The sequence below is a fragment of the Sneathiella limimaris genome, assembly GCF_012932565.1.
In the GTDB taxonomy this organism is placed as follows: Bacteria; Pseudomonadota; Alphaproteobacteria; order Sneathiellales; family Sneathiellaceae; genus Sneathiella; species Sneathiella limimaris.
Window position 1 is genome coordinate 2,600,386 of sequence record NZ_JABBYJ010000001.1, and the last position, 17,149, is coordinate 2,617,534.

A 17,149-nucleotide genomic window follows, 5' to 3' on the forward strand; every position below is an offset into this window, starting at 1 on the left:
GCAGACCAGTAACAAGTATAGATAGACGGAGGAAACATGTCTCGCTTAACCCCCCCAAAAAAGGAAGAGCTGGACCCAATTGAGATCGCTAGTCGGGACGAAATTTCGGCACTGCAGCTGGATCGTATGAAATGGTCCGTGAAGCATGCCTATGACAATGTCCCACTCTTTAAAAAGCGGTTTGATGAAGCTGGTGTTCATCCGTCTGATCTGAAAGCTCTCGAAGATCTTGGAAAGTTGCCTTTTTGCTATAAACAAGATCTTCGGGATAACTATCCATTTGGAATGTTTGCAGTTCCTCAAAAAGATATCGTTCGACTTCATGCTTCCTCTGGCACGACAGGCAGGGCAACTGTTGTCGCCTACACAAAGAACGATATAGATAATTGGGCTGATATGGTTGCCCGCAGCATTCGGGCATCTGGTGGTCGACCTGAACATATGGTTCATGTCACTTATGGATATGGATTGTTTACAGGTGGTCTTGGTGCTCATTATGGAGCTGAAAGACTGGGTTGTACTGTTGTTCCTTTTGGCGGAGGTCAAACGGAAAGGCAGGTTCAACTGATCACGGACTTCAAGCCTGATATTATTATGGTAACCCCTTCTTATATGATGGCAATCGCAGAAGAGTTTAAACGGCAGGGTTTGGATCCCGCCGCAAGCTCATTGAAAGGCGGTATCTTTGGTGCTGAGCCCTGGACTGAAGCTATGCGCCAACAAATCGAAGCCGTGTTCGATATGGATGCGTTGGACATTTATGGGTTGTCCGAAGTCATGGGGCCTGGCGTTGCAAACGAATGCATCGAAACCAAAGACGGCCTTACGGTTTGGGAGGATCATTTCTATCCAGAAATCATTAATCCAGAAACAGGCGAAGTCCTGCCGGATGGAGAAACTGGAGAATTGGTTTTCACAACCCTTGCCAAGGAAGCCTTCCCTGTCATCCGCTATCGGACAGGCGATTTAACACGATTACTTCCTGGCACAGCACGTTCCATGCGCCGGATCGAAAAAATTACAGGGCGCGTGGATGATATGCTGATTATCCGGGGCGTAAACCTTTTCCCAAGCCATGTTGAAGACTTGGCCGTCGCGACATCAGGCTTAACAGCTCATTATGTGCTAGAAGTCACACGCGAAGGTGTCATGGACGAATTGACTGTTAAGGTTGAGCGTGATCCAATTGGCGATCGCGATGAGTCTGTTGGCCATGAACTCCAAAAAAGAATTAAGTCAGTTCTCGGCGTGACTTCAAAGGTCATCGTTTGTGAACCTGGTGATTTGGAACGTTCTGCCGGGAAAGCAAAAAGGGTGATTGATCATCGCAAACTCTAATAATGAGTTGGGGGATCAATGAACGCGTCATTTAGCGGTTTTTCAAAAGACCTGATTAAGTTCTACGAAGACTTAGTCCAGAATAACAATCGGGATTGGTTTCAAAAAAACAAGCAGCGCTATCGTGAGGTAGCCCTGCTCCCGATGTGTGACTTTATTGAAGCTTTTGCGCCATACCTTGAAGATATTGCCCCCTACTACATAGCTGATCCAAGGCCTAATGGTGGCTCCGTTTTCAGGATTCACCGAGATGTCCGTTTTTCAAGGGATAAAAAACCCTATAAAGAACATCTGGCATGTCAATTTCGACATCAGGCTGGAAAAGATGCCCATGCGCCCGGTTTTTATCTGCACATTGATCTGGAAGGTGTTCGCTTCGGCGGCGGCCTCTGGCTTCCACCTGCCCCTAAACTTGCCAAAATTCGTGCTGCAATTGATGAAAAACCGGATCAATGGCACGCGATTACGAGCGAGCCGAGCATTATGCAAGAATTTGGATCCGTACAAGGTGACGGCCTAAAAACAGCACCGAAAGGTTATGCGAAAGATCATCCAGATATTATCGATCTTCGCCGCAAAACATTCTTTTTAATGAAACGAGTGCCAGTTGAAACAATATTCCAGCCTGACTTTTTGGAGGTTGTCGCGAACAGTTATCGTACAGCGAGCCCCTTTATGAAGTTTATGACAACTGCTGTGGATCTACCTTACTAACAGTCCCCTAACTATAGCGGCGCTTAAAGTTGGTTTAGTAGACTAACTAGATCTTAATACATTCTGGATATGATGAAGACAGTAAGTAGTGAGTTTCCTGTAAGGAGCTGTTCCATGATGAATGTAATTGAGTTTCAACCAGACTCCACTGTTGACCTTTATAGCACTGCACATTTCATGATTATGCAGCAAGGTGAACAGGCGATCGATTTATTGGACAAAGAAGCACAGTCTCTCCGCCAAAAAGGGGCAACCGATGAACTTTATGTTTGTCTGGACCTATTACGCGTAGTCAGAGAACTTATCGATATGGAATATAAAGGACCAATCCACTAATACAGGGTCTTCTCCACACACCAAAGGCTTCGGATTTTCGAGGCCTTTTTTTTATGCTGCATCTATTCGGAGATAACCTTTCCATACTTTGCTAGCATTATCATCAACTGTTCTTTGGTAAAAGGTTTCGTCAAGACATCGTTCATTCCAACTTTACGAAACTCGATAATCCGATCGTTAAAAGCTTCTGCCGTCACACCAATGATTGGTAGATCCTCCTTAGAGTGCGTTTTTCGAATTATTTCAGTCGCTTCGATGCCGCTCATTTCCGGCATATGTATGTCCATTAGCACCATATCAACAGCATTAGCCTTGAAACAAGAAACAGCTTCCTTGCCATTTACAGCAAAAGCAACCTTATGGCCCTGCTGTTCCAACATGGTTTTGGCAATCAGGGCATTCACCTGATTATCTTCTGCGACCAAAATCCTGAGAGGATGGATATCCGTAATAATCTTTCTCTGGCGTTGCTTTCCATATCCCTCTATCTGACTATCACTGGCAAGAGGGAGTGTAATCTTAAAGCTGAAACAGGAACCTCGCCCTAATTCACTCATGACAAATACATCCCCGCCCATCAGCTGCGCGAGGCTTTTGACGATGGAAAGGCCAAGACCTGAACCGCCAAACTTTCGGGTGATACTATTGTCAGCCTGAACGAACACCTCAAAGATAGTATCAAGTCGATCCGCAGCAATTCCGGTACCCGTATCGATGACATCAATCTGAATTTCTCTTAAACCAGGATTTGAACTGGGCAGATCGTCATTATTTCTCACGCGTATGCTGACAGTTCCCTCGTCCGTAAATTTGAAGGCGTTACTCAAGAGATTTTGAACAATTTGGCGAATTCGTGTTTGATCCCCAACATAGAAACGGGAATCTTCATTGAGATATTCTATGCTATACTGAATTCCCTTTTGCTCAGAAAGTGTCTCAAAAGGAGCGGAAATAGAAGTAATCAACTCCTTTAAATCAAACACATTTTCTTCAATCAGGATATTTCCGGATTCAATCTTCGACATGTCCAGGACATCGTTTACGATTTCCAGCAATGCTCGACCAGAAGATAGAATATTACCAACCCGTTTTTCCTGCTCATCTTCCAATTCCGTTCCGATAAGCAGTTCCGCCATTCCAAGGATGCCGTTTAATGGCGTTCTAATTTCATGGCTCATTGTCGCAAGAAAACTTGATTTTGCTTTATTCGCTGCCTCAGCTTTATCCTTTGCTTCAATAAGTTGCTCTTCAAGTTGTTTACGTTCCGTGATGTCAGAATAAGTCGTGACAAAACCACCGCCCTGCATAGGCCTGCCAACGATCTGAATGGTTTTCCCATCGTTAAGTGTGCGATCGAAACTGTGCGGAACAGGATTTTGCGCAAGAAGAACGCGCTCTTGGACTAATGCCTCGATATCACCGGGGCCATATTCACCACGCTTTGCATTATATCGAATGATATCTTCATAACGAGTTCCCACCTGATTTAAATGTTCGGGAAGATCGAGGATCTCACCGAAGTGTTTATTGGTGACAATAAGTACCAAGTCCTTGTTAAAAACCGAGAGGCCCTGGCTCATCGTTTCAGTGGTAGTCGCCAACAGTTGCCGCTCTGTTTGTAATTCAACAGAAGCCTGCTTTTGATCAGTGATGTCTGTGCGAATAGTCACAAGCTGTATCGGGCGGCCTTCCTCATCCACGATAGGGACAATGGTCGCCATCGACCAATAGGGCTCACCTGTTTTACGAAGTGTCTGGATTTCACCTTTCCAGATCTTACCTGCCCGCAAATTCTCCCAAATCTTATCATATTCGTCATCACTCATGTCTGGGGATCGCAAGACACGCTGATTTTGCCCAATAAGATCTCTTTCGCTATAGCCACTTACGTTAAGGAAATTCTGATTACAATATTCAATGGTTCCGTCCATATCCGTAAAAATAACCATTGAATGCTCATCCAGTGCCCGGCGTTGGTTTTGCAATCTAGAAATCATTCTACGATCTTCACCGAATTTCTTGTAAACGGTCAGCAGAACACCGATTAACACAAACAAATAGGCAAATAGTTTGAGTAAATAGGCCTCTGGCAACACCGCCAATAGAAATTTCTTTTCCATGACAAAACTGGCAACACTCGGCACAGAAAGAGCTGACAGTGCATAATAAAGAAACCAATCAAGTCGGGATTTTTTTCTGGAAGTTGTCAGGAATAAAGCGATGGCGGCCCCAAACATCCCAACAATTAATACATTTAGGATACTGACCTTGGGAATTATGTGATCAGCAAATGATGGAAGTGGTGCAACCAATATAAACACAAGAACAGAAAGGGCTATCACAGCCGATACCACAATTGACCTTAAAGCTTTACGGCCAATAACCCTTTCATCTTCATAAGGTGTCAGAAAGAGAAATAATATGGCAAGAAAAGCGTTTGTGGTTGCCCAAATCCAGTGTGAGGTGGTCGCGAGGTCACCGGATGGTTCAACCACCGCCATAAGAGAAAAGTATGAAAGGCTCCCCTCTAGCAGGCCTATATAACTGAAACCAAGGCCTATCAGTAAAAATTTTACCGATTTTCCATAGTTAAAAATGAGAAAGCAAATGACGGCAACTGTCAGGCATATAACGAAATTCAGAGGCCCTAATAGGATTATAAACTCAAACGTGTTTACAAAATTGCTTAAGACCGAATAGAGATAAAAACTCAGCAACCCCAAAAAGAGGATTGGACCCAGAGTTAAAGGGCTAATCTTGTTTTTACCTACCATTCGAAATTGCACTTCATGCCTATTTGAATATAACAAGTTTCCAAAATCGAAGCTTAAGTCATTAAAGCTAAAGATTGCTTAAAGTGGTCGAGGGCAACAGATGACATAAAAAAACCCGCTAAAAGCGGGTTTTTTAAAATAGAGGTGGAGGGAAAATCAGCTGTTTTGCAGAACAACCCGCCCCATTACTCGGCCATTAGCTAAATCCTTCAAAGCAGCATCAGCTTCACTCATCGGCCGTTGATCCAGTTTCAAGCCTTGCAACTTACCCGCTTTTGCCAGATCAAGCAGTTCATTCATTTCTTGAAGTGAACCAACGAAGGATCCTTCAACCGCTATTGCTTTCATCGGGAACAGTGGTACAGGCATCGAGAAACCACCTCCAAAGAGGCCAACGATCACTAGCTTGCCCCCTTTGGCCAAAATGCTGGTTCCAAATTTAGCGCTGCTTTCTGCCCCAACGAAATCTATGGCTGCATTCACCCCCCCATTTGTGAGCGCCATAAGTTCCTTAAACTGTGCTCTGTCTGAGGGGTCAAAAGCCTTTTCGGCACCTGCAGCAAGACCCAATTGACGTTTTTCCGGATCAATATCTGCAACATAAATTTTCGCATTTGTGACGGATTTGACCATAGACATTGCGGCAAGACCTACACCACCACAACCAATGATCATGAGGGTTCCGTTCTCAGCCCGCCGCTGAACCTTCTTCAAAGCGCCATAGGCCGTTAGACCGGAACAGGTATAGGTACAGGCCAGCTCAGTTGGCAAGTTCCCGTAATCCAATAGATATTTTTCATTCGGTACAAGCACATGGTCACTGTAGCCACCATCTACGTCAACACCCAGAGCCTGTGGGCGATTACACAGATGTCCATTGCCTGATTTACATATGGAACATTGTTCGCAACCTATCCATGGGTAAGCAACGCGGCGATCCCCAATCTTGCAATCAGTCACATCATCCCCAATTGCGACGACCTCTCCGACGATTTCATGCCCAAGGGTAAATGGCAGTTTTCTGCCTCCTGTAATATCCAGCTTATTCCCGCCGCCCATATCAAAATAGCCTTCCCACAGATGAACGTCACTGTGACAAACACCGCAAGCCGATATTTTAAGTAGAACCTGTTTTCCGGAAACTTTGGGAGGCTCCATCTCATTACAAACAAGATCTGCCCCATATTCTTCAAATTGATAGCTTTTCATTCTTATTCTTCCTTATTTTGCTCAATTCCAAGGCCAAGATCCCCGGAATCAGAGAAACTCCCCGTTTCTTTCCCAGCATAGCCAATCAGTTCCATAAAAAGAAGTCGCTGTCTGAGTTTTTTTGCACGCAGCTATATGAAAAATAGAAGTATAAAATAGGATTAATAGCTCTCTTCACTTGCCACTTTGTCACCGCCTGAGAATAATAACCATTAAGTGTTATATAAAATATTTTTCTCAATAAGGTTGTAGGGCATGACACAAAATTTAAGCATTAATCTGCTGCGCACCTTTCTTTGGGTTTCCACCTTAAGGAGTTTTCGGCAAACAGCAGATCGTATGAACACCACTCAGCCCGCAATATCGGCCCGAATTGCAAAACTGGAAGCAACTTTGGGGGTGCGCCTGTTTGATCGATCAACAGGGCATATCAATTTAACTGAAGCAGGAGAAGCGTTAAAACCCCATGCGGAAAACATAGTCCGGATTTCGGATAATCTGATTGAATATGTAAAGGGGGATACTTCCCTAAATGGCGTCGTTCGTATTGGGGTTACTGAATTCGCCGTAGAAACTTGGCTTGAAAGCTTTCTCAGTAACATCAACAATATCTTTCCCGGTCTTAAAGTCACTTTATATGTAGACACCAGCCCAAACCTGGAAAAGCTCCTTCTCTCAAAGGCGTTGGATCTTATCTTTGTCTTAGGGCCTGCCCATGACGAAAGAATTCAAAGCGTCAAGTTCGCAACCTACGAATATTGTTGGATAGCGCCCACAAATAGTCGCTTTTCCCCTCAAACCCTCTACTCCATCGAAGACTTAACCGCCAAAACAACGTTCATTATCAATCAGGCAGGCTCAATAACGCATCGAGAGCTACTTTCTCATCTGAAGTCCAAATCAGCTCCCATACCCGATATCATTCATTGCGCAAGTTACCACTTGTCAGTGAAATTGCTGTGCCTCAAGGGAGGCGTTGCACTGATTCCAAGACGGTTATTTCCTGAGCGAGAAGCTGACGGACAGTTTTTCCAATTACTGACTGACTGGACGCCTGCACCGATGAATTTCTTGGGATGCTTCTTGAATACTCCAGATCGGAAGATTGCAGAACGCATCGTTCATTATGTGAAATCCTTGCTTTAACCTCAGGCTGCTTTTAATCGAGAACGATTATGTGGGGCTCCCAGATCAAGGTCTGGGCCCAACGGCACAATTCCAGTCGGGTTTATTTGGGCATGGCTACCATAATAATGTGACTTGATATGTGACATATTGACTGTCTCTTGAACACCTGGGATCTGATAAAGCTCTTTCAGGTAGTTATAGAGATTTGGATAATCCACGATCCGGCGCAGGTTACATTTAAAATGTCCATGATAGACAGGATCGAACCTGAGTAACGTAGTAAAAAGGCGCCAGTCAGCTTCAGTCAAACGATCGCCCAGCAAATACCGGCCAGCACTTAATTTGTCTTCCAGCCAATCAAGTGTTTCAAATAAAGAGGTCACAGCCTCTTCATAAGCACTTTGGCTTTGCGCAAAACCTGACCGGTAAACTCCATTGTTTACACAATTATAGATCCGATCATTAACAGCATCAATTTCCTCTTTCAACACATCGGGATAGTAATCGCCGGGTTTGGCACCAATGTTATCAAATGCCGAATTCAGCATCCGAATAATTTCAGCGGATTCGTTACTAACGATCGTATTCTGATGCTTATCCCAGAGAATTGGAACTGTTGCTCGCCCCGTATAATCCGGATCAGCCAATTGATAGAGCTGATGCACGTATTTCACGTCATTCAGCGGATCCGGGATAACCCCCTCTCCTACCTCAAAGTTCCAGCCCATATCGCCCATATACCAATGAGTAGCAGAAAGGCTGATTAAGTCTTCAAGACCTTTCAGTTTGCGAAATATTGCGGTTCGATGAGCCCAAGGACAAGCATGGGATATATATAGGTGATAACGACCAGCCTCTGCCTTAAACCCTGCCTGACCTGTTGGCCCGGCAGAACCGTCCTGGGTAACCCAGTTTCTAAAACTGGATTCTTTTCGAACGAACTTCCCGTCTTCCGCTGTTCGAACAAGGTTTTCCTTGCTCCATTTACCATCAATCAATTGTCCCATGACCTAAGCCTCAAAATTTCCCACTTTGATAATCGTGAAATGCCTGAATTACTTCCTCACGTGTATTCATGACAAAGGGGCCACCCCGGGCAACGGGTTCATTCAATGGTTTTCCTGTCACCAACAGGATTCTCACTGGCCCGTCTTGACTTTCTACTCGAACTTCATCTCCATCACCCAACACGGCCAGATCACCTTCCACGAACACATGGTCTTCATCCGCAATTTTGGCTTGGCCTTCAGTGATATAAATAAAGGCGTTGTGGTCTGATGGTACGTCTTGGATAAATTTCTGACCGGCTGCCAGGCGAACATCCATATATATCGGGTCCGTGTAGGGGTTTTTCACAGGACCGGTTGTCCCTGCGTTTGTCGTTCCCGCCACAACGTTGATCGACCCGCCATCAGGTAACTCTTCTATCGGCATTTCTTCCGGAGGAAATTCCTGGTACCCGGGCTCCCCCATTTTCGCTTTAGCAGGCAAATTGATCCAAAGCTGAAACCCTTTCATCAGGCCTTCTTCCTGCTCTGGCATTTCCGAATGAACTATTCCGCGCCCTGCAGACATCCATTGAACGCCCCCAGGCACAATCACACCTTCATGACCAGCATTGTCTTTGTGGCGCATTTGTCCCGCCAGCATGTAGGTGACGGTTTCAAAACCCCGATGCGGATGAGAAGGAAAGCCACCGATATAGTCCTGCGGCTCATCTGTTCCGAAAACATCCAGCATCAAGAAAGGATCCAGGATATTAAGTTCTGGTGTTCCAACATATCGGCGCAATTTAACATCTGCACCATCTGACCCTTCCATTCCCTTGGTAAGGCCAAGGACCGGTCTTGCTTCTTTGCTCATAGGTATGACCTCTTCAGATATCAGAAACCTGCGTATTTCTATCCTTAGAATGTATATTTTCTGAATTGCGAATAAAGATCCAATATTGAAAAAAACTGTTCGATATTTTAGAACAATTAAATGGGACAGCTGGAAGACATGGCTCTATTTGCCAAAATTGTTGAAAGCGGCAGTATCACAGGAGCCGCCGACCATCTTGGACTTGCAAAATCCGCGGTCAGCAAACGCCTATCGGATCTTGAAGAATCCTTAGGTGTCCAGCTTCTAAACCGAACGACCCGCAAATCGAGCCTCACAGAAGCAGGACAACGCTTCTATACACAATCTCAAAAAATCCTGGCGGATACGGATGAGATGCTAAACGAAATCGGGCAAGAGGGTACATCTCTTACCGGTAATTTGCGAATTGCGGCTCCCCTGTCCTTTGGGATTAAGCACCTTTCCCCTGTTGTAAGCCGATTTGCCGCTAATCATCCGGGCCTAACTGTTGACCTTGATTTTGCAGACAGACAAGTCAACTTGGTAGAAGAAGGATTTGACGTCGCTATTCGGATAGCTGAGTTAGAAAGCTCCAGCTTGATTGCAAAACGGTTCACAACTATTCGCCATATACTATGCGCCAGTCCAACATATCTGGAGAAGCATCCAGCCCCCAAACACCCAAAAGATTTAGATCAGCATCGGATCCTTAGATACAAAAGTCCTTCAGGCCTTGCCCATCAATTAAAAGATGCGAATGGACAGTCATTTGACCTAACCGGAAAGACGGCTTTGATTTCCAATAATGGCGATTTTCTCCGCCAGGCCGCAAAGGATGGACTTGGCATATATTTCTGCCCCAGCTTCATCTGCTACGAAGAGTTAAAATCCGGTCAGTTGATGCGGCTACTTCCAGAATTCAGCGCGACAGAACTTGGCGCCTATATTCTCTACCCCCGAACACGCTACCTATCATCGCGTGTTCGGACATTTATTGATCATGTTACCAACAGTTTCTCGCAGCATCCTTACTGGGATGAGGGACTGTTTTAAGGCCTGTTCTGGCTAGTAACTCGCGCCGCCATCAGGCGCGCTGTAGGTTTCGGTAATTACCTTCTTCCAATCCATATCAGTCACAAAATCACCCGGGGTCATATGCGCAATCCCCCGACGTTTTAAGTCCGCTGAAAAAATGTTGGCGACTAACTCCGGGGTCAAATCATGGCTATGATCATCATAGGAAGCAGCTTCCCGTTCATTTTTAAAACAATAGCCCTTCCAAAGAACAGATATCCGAACATCGCCATAGGCGAAGTCAGCTGTGACTTTTTCATCTTCGACAACATTCCACCGGTTTTCATCTGTTAAAACCAAGGTGGCATCGTAACCGATATTCTCATAGGTTTTTTGCTGATCTTCTGGGCCGATACCGCCTACGCGGTGATACATATATTCATTGTCAGCCAGAACGCACATGTTGGAATATGGTGGACTTTCTGTGCGGGAAGGTGCGTTTAAACCTTCTGGCCAATATTCAAACTCACCGCCAACCCCGTCATAAAACCAGGTAATTGCAGATGCCACCGGAATCGCCCATTCATGAAAAAGTCCTGAATATCCCATGGGTGCCAACATCCAGCTAGGCACCTCTCTGTTCTGTGCTCCCCGAAAAAAGGGTAAATCCAGGTGAAAAGGTGCCCCAGGTGCCGGAAGGTTCAGATTGGTCATCATGGCCACTGGACGAATGATTTCTGCCTGAAAAGAGTATTTGGCGGCGTCTATAAAGCGTTGATTATAGAAGAAAGGTTCAGCCCCTTCAAAAACGACTTTTTCACCTAATGCCCAAAAATTACGAAACCAGCCGCCACTGGTCTCCCCCTTGTTTCGATGCACGGCAGCCAATGTTTTGTAAGGGCTCCCCTTAGCAATAAGTTTCAAGATCCCATCTGGATCATCAAAGGCCTTTTCCAATTTGACGGGCGGGGCCAGCAGTGATTTTGAACGCACCAACCGTTCTGTTAGAGCCGTCATTATTCATTTTCCTTTATTTGTGACAGTTACTCCCTGCATAAAGATTAGAGGAAACTGATAAGAGGTGCAAGCTTGCCAAAAGGGATAGGACTTCCCTTCTCTTTTGTTATGATTAGTAAATCTGCTCAGAAACGGTCCTGATACAACATGTTGAAATCTGTAAATAACTCTCTGAAAATATTATTGTTTTCCATCTTTTGCCTAGGAGCACAAACAGACCAACCATTTGCAAAAGAAACCTACTCAGGGCCTTACATCGCGGAAGTTTATTACATCACCGACGGTGATACCTTCTTTGCAAGGGTCCATTTATGGCCTGGTTTACATACAGACGTCAGCATTAGGATCAAAGGGATCGATACTCCGGAAAGTTGGCGACCTAAATGCGACAAAGAGGAAACTGCAGGAAAGGCTGCTACAGAATTTTTGATGGATCTGTTTGATAGCCCCTATAGAGGTGCAGTCCTCGGAAAGCCTATGGCACGCGTGACCCTTAAAAATGTGAACCTTGGGAAATTTGCGGGCAGAGTCCTCGCTGATGTTTATCATAATGACAAGGATGTCGCGCTAACCATTCTTGAAGCCGGACATGCCCGACCCTACACCGGTGGCAAACGAAAAGGCTGGTGTGATATTGAATAAGTGGCTGGGAACGAAAAAAGGCAGCAAGATTTTAAATCTCGCTGCCTTTTCTTAAATCTGGCGACCCCTGCACGATTCGAACGTGCGACCTACAGATTAGAAGTCTGTTGCTCTATCCAGCTGAGCTAAGGGGCCGTAACCGGCTCTTGGACCGGTTGATTAGCCTATGACGCGGTTGGACGCAAAATTGTCCGCATAGGCTTTAATATTCAGTTTCCGCTCTTTTGGTTCAATAACCTGGAATTCGATCCCTTTTGCCTCACAAAAGGCAATGGCGCTTTCCTTATCATCAAACTTCAGCGTAACCTGAGAGTTCATGTCAGAAGAGCCGGTCCATCCCATCAAAGGGTCCGCAAAACGGGCCGCTGATGGTGAATACTCCAACACCCATTTTTTCAACTTACCCCGTCCTGATTGCATCGCATTCTTGGCGGGTCGGTAAATTCTGGCAATTTCACTCATGCTCATTCATTCCCGGTATGTGCAAATGCCGTAGCCGGCACATAATCGATTTCCTCAGGCCCTGGAGGATCCCAATAGAGCTCCAAAGTCGCTGTGTTTTTCTTTTCGAAGTAAAGAATATGGACCGGATACCAGCCCGGCTCGGAAATCTCAAGCTTTATTTCATCGGAAAACCGATCTGCGTGAACATCAGGATCCTCATGAATCATGACACCACCAATAGTGACCCTAACGCCATCATTGGAATGCACCATAAAGGTATAAGTACCGGTTTTCTCAAAGTGCAGAAGCCCTTTGATATCCGCCCCAACAAGATCTGTTGCAGAGTGCGTGAGCACCGCTCCTTGTCCAACTTGATAATTCAGCATCGGAATGGGCTCACCAGGTTTGCCCTTCTCATATTCCATCCACTCGATAAACTGCTGGATGCTGTTCAGCTTCACCCCATAATAGGTGACCGCAAGCCCAGGCTTCAAACTATCTGCTGCGGGTTGTGGCGATAATGGTTTCGCCCCGCCCATGGCATTTGCGGAACCAATACCAACTGTAATAAAAAACCCAATTGCTGCACAAACAGGCTTCAGGTCCCCAAACCTGATCCTGCTGCAAATTACTCCCAATTTCATACCGTCTTCACCTCCCAAAAAGTGAGGTGGGTATTTTACGATTTGAAACAATGAAAAGGAAGACTTTCGAGGGCTTTTGCTAAACTTTTCACATAATTGTAAAGGCGAGATAGCAAAAAAGCCTCTCAAGCGGTTCACTTGAAAGGCTTTTTGATGGTCGGGGCAGCAAGATTCGAACTTGCGACCTCTCGCTCCCAAAGCGAGCGCACTACCAGGCTGTGCTATGCCCCGATCGGGTGTGGGCGATGAATTACACTTTTGATCGCAACCCTGCAAGCGATTTATTGCATTTTTTTTGAAAAATTGAAAATTCAGGAATTCTCTTTGTTCTTTTCTGCGATTTTTTCCACTCTGACATACTGAAAAATAGCATCGGTTTTAAAGACGACATGCTGGCCAACCTTTAAAACCCCCCTCACAAAGGCGAGGCTCCGGGTATCACGTGTCACTTCACAATGAGCTTCAACAAAATCACCTTTTTTGACGGGTCGCAGAAATTCTGAGTTCATTTTAAGGGTCACGCCCCGCTTTCCAGTCGCATGATTCATTGCTCTTGCTAAGGAACTGTCGGCAAAGGTCATCAACATGCCGCCATGAACAAACTGTAATCCGTTCAAATGGCGCTGGTCAGCAACAAACGCCCTGATCAAGATTCGATCGTCGACAATTTTTTCAAAGTAAGGACCGTTACGGGTCGCAAAAGCCGCATGACCGTGAACTTCTTCAAACCCTTCAGGGATTTTAAATTCTTTTTCTTTTGATTGAGACATATTTAGTGGCGCGCTGTGGTTTATAATTTTTGCTCATTGTGGCGGAAAAATCAGTCGATCACCAGTCCGAACTTGATTGCGCTTCACATATCCTGCGTTGAGCTCCAGAACCCATCGAACCGGTTCGTCCGGCATGATTGTTGTTAAATCTCCCGGATTTGCATTTTCCTTGATAAAAATAATCGTACCATCTTCTTTGGCGAACAGCATATCAAGGCCAATCAGAGTGTTTTTCATCCACATGGCAACCCGTTTTTCCAATTTGAAATCAAACAGCATTCCCGCATCAGCATCCATTTCGGTGCGATGCATCAATCCACGGGTTCTTTTTTCAGGTGTATCAGCGAGTTCTATTTGCACGACGTGGCGATCAATTGAAGTTTTGAGAATTAGTTCATCTGAAAAAGCCATTTGCACGGGCAATAAAACCCATAACAGCAGAAGCATTTTTAAGCTTTTTCTCAAAACGTCTTTTCGCTTTCCCATGAACAAATTATTTCCTATAGTGCCCTTCACTCGGGGGGAGCCTAGCTGCTGAGAGGTTCTGTTTCGGAACGACCCCTGGACCTGATCAGGTTAAAACCTGCGTAGGAACGAGGAATTATGGTCGTAGACGATACAACATTAGCCAACCTGGCTGCAATGAAGGATACGGAAACCTCAGCTGATGAGGCACCTTCCATCTTTCTTAGTTTTCCCAAATTGAGATATGGGAACTCCGTTATATTGACAGATTTCAGCCTGAAACTTGAAGCCGGAAAAACGACCTGCTTATTGGGTCCAAGCGGAGTTGGGAAAACCACAATTCTCAAATCTATAGCAGGCCTGCTGCCTTTGGATGAAGGGGCTTTCGTAACTGCAGACGATGAAAAACCTTTAAAAGGGCGCATCTCTTACATGCCCCAAAATGACCTGCTCCTTCCATGGGCAACCGCTTTGGAAAACATGAGTGTCTCTAGCCAGCTAAAAGGTAGCGTTTTTCCCAAAAGTGAAGCTCTGAACCTACTTAATCAGGTTGGGCTTAAAGACAAAGTATATGAAAAACCGGGCAAGCTTTCCGGTGGTATGCGGCAGCGCCTTTCTCTTGCCCGAACCCTATTAGAGGAAGCGCCGGTCCTTTTGGCAGATGAACCTTTTTCAGCGTTGGACGCTATCACCCGGCACCGTCTTCAGTCTTTGTTTAGTGAATTAACGCGGAACAAAACGGTTTTAATGGTTACACATGATCCGATGGAAGCTTCACGCCTTGGGGATTATGTTTATGTCTTGGGCGGTGAGCCAGTAGAATTGTCCCAAATTGAAAGCTTGCCTGGGTACCCACCTCGCAACATCAACGATCCAGAGCTACTGACCCCGCAATCAAAAATTCTAAGCCTTCTGGGCATGACCGAGGAACAGGCCTGATGCGTTCCCTTTTTCAAACCGCGGTCACGCTGTTTGGCCTGTTAGCTATTTGGCTATTCATTGTCTGGGTTACGGATGTCCCCAAGTTCATCCTTCCCAATCCAGCCGAAGTGCTTCTGCAATTTAAGGAAAAATACTCAACGCTGTCTTATCATGCGTCCATCACCACACTGGAAATTATTTTGGGTCTGTTGATCGGAACAATTTTAGGGCTTGTTACAGGTCTTACTGTTTCCCTTCATGCATCTGTGCGACGTTGGGTCTTGCCTGTTTTGATTGCAAGTCAGGCAATCCCCGTTTTTGCCATTGCGCCTCTCTTAGTCCTTTGGTTTGACTATGGCATCACCTCCAAAGTTGTTATGGCAACCTTAATCATTTATTTCCCGGTCACTGTTGCCTTTGTTGATGGCCTAAACCGAACACCACACGACTGGCTGGATTTGGCGAAGCTTCAACAAGAAACCAGCTCCAGCGGTCGGTTTCTGCAAACTATTCGTCTCTACCGAACTTTGAAAATCCCGTTTGCGCTCCCCTCTCTGGCTTCAGGGATACGGGTTGCAGCTGCTGTCGCCCCTATTGGAGCTGTTGTTGGCGAATGGGTTGGTTCTTCAGCTGGTCTTGGATATCTCATGCTTCATGCCAATGGGCGGATGCAAACGGACCTTATGTTTGCCAGCCTCTTTACGTTAGCGTTGATCGCTATCTCTTTGTATTACCTCGTGGATTATCTGCTAAGACGTGCGATTTCCTGGATCTGAATTTAAAACAAACACTTGACTTGAACGGAGTGTGTTAATGATCAAAAACTTTACGACGGTTCTAATTTCCGCTCTTCTATTTGCCGGAGCCCCGTCACTGGCCCAGGCGGAAAAATTAACTGTCCTATTGGATTGGTTCGTCAATCCTGACCATGCAACTTTGGTCATTGCCAAAGAAAAAGGTTTCTTTCAAAAACATGGTCTGGAAGTTGACCTGAAGGCACCAGCCGACCCGAATGATCCTCCAAAACTCGTCGCAGCTGGAAAAGCAGAGATCGCTGTTTCCTATCAACCGCAGCTACATGTCCAGGTCGGAGAAGGCCTACCCTTAAAACGGATCGGAACTTTGGTTGCAACACCACTGAACAGCCTTGTTGTTCTGGAGAATGGACCCATAAAAACTGTTAAAGATCTAAAAGGAAAAAAGGTCGGTTACTCTGTTGGCGGGTTCGAAGACGCCCTGCTTCAAGCTATGCTTCAAAAACATGGCCTGACCCTGGCTGATATTGAACTTATCAACGTGAACTTTAGCCTGTCCCCGTCCATCCTTGCAGGTAAGGTAGATGCTGTCATTGGCGCATTTCGAAATTTTGAACTAAATCAGATGGATATTGAGGGAAATCCAGGCCGTGCCTTTTATCCTGAAGAAGAAGGCGTTCCTGCCTATGACGAGCTCATCCTTGTTGCCAATACGAACACTCTGGATGATCCCCGCTTCCAACCTTTCTTAAGTGCATTGGAGGAAGCCGTTCAGTACCTGGTAAATCATCCTGAAGAAGCTTATCAGCTTTTCCTCAAGGCCTATCCGGATCTAGATGATGAGCTAAACAAAAGGGCATGGGCTGATACCCTTCCCCGATTTGCTCTCCGTCCTGCTGCCTTGGATACAAATCGCTATGTCCGATTTGCAGAGTTCTTAAAAAAGTCAGGCTTGATCAAAAATGTGAAACCAGTTTCAGACTACGCTATCGAGATCAAGTAAAGCCTCTATTTCTAATCCCAAAAAGAAAGGAGGGTCCCTGAACCCTCCTTTTTATTGATCCCATCTCCCCATTCAACTGAGGCAGAAATAAAAAGACAGGCTAAAGAGCCTGCCTCGAATTTTGAAGGATCAA

Annotated in this window: 18 protein-coding genes, 2 tRNA genes and 1 riboswitch; of the genes, 9 read left to right on the forward strand and 11 right to left on the reverse strand. The window is 45.5% G+C overall.

What is annotated here, in order from left to right:
• Positions 1-36 precede the first annotated feature (36 nt).
• The 3 genes from paaK to HH301_RS12615 all read left to right on the forward strand — a co-directional run bounded on the left by paaK (position 37) and on the right by HH301_RS12615 (position 2,388).
• Complete coding sequence (gene paaK, locus HH301_RS12605) at positions 37-1,338, forward strand: phenylacetate--CoA ligase PaaK (RefSeq protein WP_169569250.1); 1,302 nt, start codon at positions 37-39, stop codon at positions 1,336-1,338.
• An 18-nt stretch (positions 1,339-1,356) separates the two neighbouring features.
• Complete coding sequence (locus HH301_RS12610; protein WP_169569251.1) at positions 1,357-2,052, forward strand: DUF2461 domain-containing protein; 696 nt, start codon at positions 1,357-1,359, stop codon at positions 2,050-2,052.
• 114 nt (positions 2,053-2,166) lie between these two features.
• A complete protein-coding gene (locus HH301_RS12615) occupies positions 2,167-2,388 on the forward strand; it encodes a hypothetical protein (protein ID WP_169569252.1) in 222 nt (73 codons plus the stop codon).
• 62 nt (positions 2,389-2,450) lie between these two features.
• Here HH301_RS12615 and HH301_RS12620 read toward each other — a convergent pair whose 3' ends face one another.
• Both HH301_RS12620 and HH301_RS12625 read right to left on the reverse strand, forming a co-directional pair.
• A complete protein-coding gene (locus HH301_RS12620) occupies positions 2,451-4,889 on the reverse strand; it encodes a PAS-domain containing protein (protein ID WP_169569253.1) in 2,439 nt (812 codons plus the stop codon).
• A gap of 429 nt (positions 4,890-5,318) precedes the next feature.
• Positions 5,319-6,371 carry an alcohol dehydrogenase gene (locus HH301_RS12625; protein ID WP_169569254.1) on the reverse strand — a complete coding sequence of 351 codons (1,053 nt, stop codon included), beginning with the start codon at positions 6,369-6,371 and terminating at the stop codon, positions 5,319-5,321.
• 255 nt (positions 6,372-6,626) lie between these two features.
• Here HH301_RS12625 and HH301_RS12630 point away from each other — a divergent pair, with 255 nt between their 5' ends.
• Positions 6,627-7,517, forward strand: a complete 891-nt coding sequence (locus tag HH301_RS12630; protein ID WP_169569255.1) for a LysR family transcriptional regulator — start codon at positions 6,627-6,629, stop codon at positions 7,515-7,517.
• A gap of 2 nt (positions 7,518-7,519) precedes the next feature.
• Here HH301_RS12630 and HH301_RS12635 read toward each other — a convergent pair whose 3' ends face one another.
• Both HH301_RS12635 and HH301_RS12640 read right to left on the reverse strand, forming a co-directional pair.
• The gene (locus HH301_RS12635; RefSeq protein WP_169569256.1) at positions 7,520-8,506 is read right to left on the reverse strand and encodes a glutathione S-transferase family protein; all 987 of its coding nucleotides are present in this window, start codon (positions 8,504-8,506) and stop codon (positions 7,520-7,522) included.
• A 10-nt stretch (positions 8,507-8,516) separates the two neighbouring features.
• A complete protein-coding gene (locus HH301_RS12640) occupies positions 8,517-9,362 on the reverse strand; it encodes a pirin family protein (RefSeq protein WP_169569257.1) in 846 nt (281 codons plus the stop codon).
• A 120-nt stretch (positions 9,363-9,482) separates the two neighbouring features.
• On the opposite strand from HH301_RS12640, the gene HH301_RS12645 reads away from it, so the two are divergent.
• On the forward strand, positions 9,483-10,394 hold the full coding sequence (locus tag HH301_RS12645) for a LysR family transcriptional regulator (protein ID WP_169569258.1): 912 nt from the start codon (positions 9,483-9,485) through the stop codon (positions 10,392-10,394).
• 12 nt (positions 10,395-10,406) lie between these two features.
• On the opposite strand, the gene HH301_RS12650 is transcribed toward HH301_RS12645, so the two are convergent.
• Positions 10,407-11,372, reverse strand: coding sequence for a hypothetical protein (locus HH301_RS12650; RefSeq protein WP_169569259.1), 966 nt, complete (start codon positions 11,370-11,372; stop codon positions 10,407-10,409).
• Between the two features lie 147 nt (positions 11,373-11,519).
• Between HH301_RS12650 and HH301_RS12655 the strand changes: the two genes are divergently transcribed.
• Positions 11,520-12,014 (forward strand): thermonuclease family protein, encoded by a 495-nt coding sequence (locus HH301_RS12655; protein ID WP_169569260.1) that lies wholly within the window; start codon positions 11,520-11,522, stop codon positions 12,012-12,014.
• A gap of 58 nt (positions 12,015-12,072) precedes the next feature.
• On the opposite strand, the gene HH301_RS12660 is transcribed toward HH301_RS12655, so the two are convergent.
• The 6 genes from HH301_RS12660 to HH301_RS12685 all read right to left on the reverse strand — a co-directional run bounded on the left by HH301_RS12660 (position 12,073) and on the right by HH301_RS12685 (position 14,358).
• Positions 12,073-12,149 (reverse strand) — tRNA-Arg (locus HH301_RS12660).
• A 24-nt stretch (positions 12,150-12,173) separates the two neighbouring features.
• Complete coding sequence (locus tag HH301_RS12665; protein ID WP_169569261.1) at positions 12,174-12,476, reverse strand: ETC complex I subunit; 303 nt, start codon at positions 12,474-12,476, stop codon at positions 12,174-12,176.
• A 2-nt stretch (positions 12,477-12,478) separates the two neighbouring features.
• The gene (locus tag HH301_RS12670) at positions 12,479-13,102 is read right to left on the reverse strand and encodes a PA14 domain-containing protein (protein WP_169569262.1); all 624 of its coding nucleotides are present in this window, start codon (positions 13,100-13,102) and stop codon (positions 12,479-12,481) included.
• 154 nt (positions 13,103-13,256) lie between these two features.
• Positions 13,257-13,333, reverse strand: a tRNA-Pro gene (locus HH301_RS12675).
• Between the two features lie 80 nt (positions 13,334-13,413).
• A complete protein-coding gene (locus tag HH301_RS12680) occupies positions 13,414-13,872 on the reverse strand; it encodes a PaaI family thioesterase (RefSeq protein WP_169569263.1) in 459 nt (152 codons plus the stop codon).
• 33 nt (positions 13,873-13,905) lie between these two features.
• On the reverse strand, positions 13,906-14,358 hold the full coding sequence (locus tag HH301_RS12685) for a DUF192 domain-containing protein (protein WP_169569264.1): 453 nt from the start codon (positions 14,356-14,358) through the stop codon (positions 13,906-13,908).
• 23 nt (positions 14,359-14,381) lie between these two features.
• Positions 14,382-14,483: riboswitch (TPP riboswitch) on the forward strand.
• On the opposite strand from HH301_RS12685, the gene HH301_RS12690 reads away from it, so the two are divergent.
• From HH301_RS12690 to HH301_RS12700, 3 genes are all read left to right on the forward strand, one after another.
• Positions 14,476-15,276: an ABC transporter ATP-binding protein gene (locus HH301_RS12690; RefSeq protein WP_169569265.1), complete on the forward strand. Its 801-nt coding sequence runs from the start codon at positions 14,476-14,478 to the stop codon at positions 15,274-15,276. It overlaps the preceding riboswitch by 8 nt.
• The gene (locus HH301_RS12695) at positions 15,276-16,034 is read left to right on the forward strand and encodes an ABC transporter permease (protein ID WP_169569266.1); all 759 of its coding nucleotides are present in this window, start codon (positions 15,276-15,278) and stop codon (positions 16,032-16,034) included. Before HH301_RS12690 ends, HH301_RS12695 begins: the two co-directional genes overlap by 1 nt.
• A 37-nt stretch (positions 16,035-16,071) precedes the next feature.
• Positions 16,072-17,016 carry an ABC transporter substrate-binding protein gene (locus tag HH301_RS12700; protein ID WP_169569267.1) on the forward strand — a complete coding sequence of 315 codons (945 nt, stop codon included), beginning with the start codon at positions 16,072-16,074 and terminating at the stop codon, positions 17,014-17,016.
• Positions 17,017-17,149 lie beyond the last annotated feature (133 nt).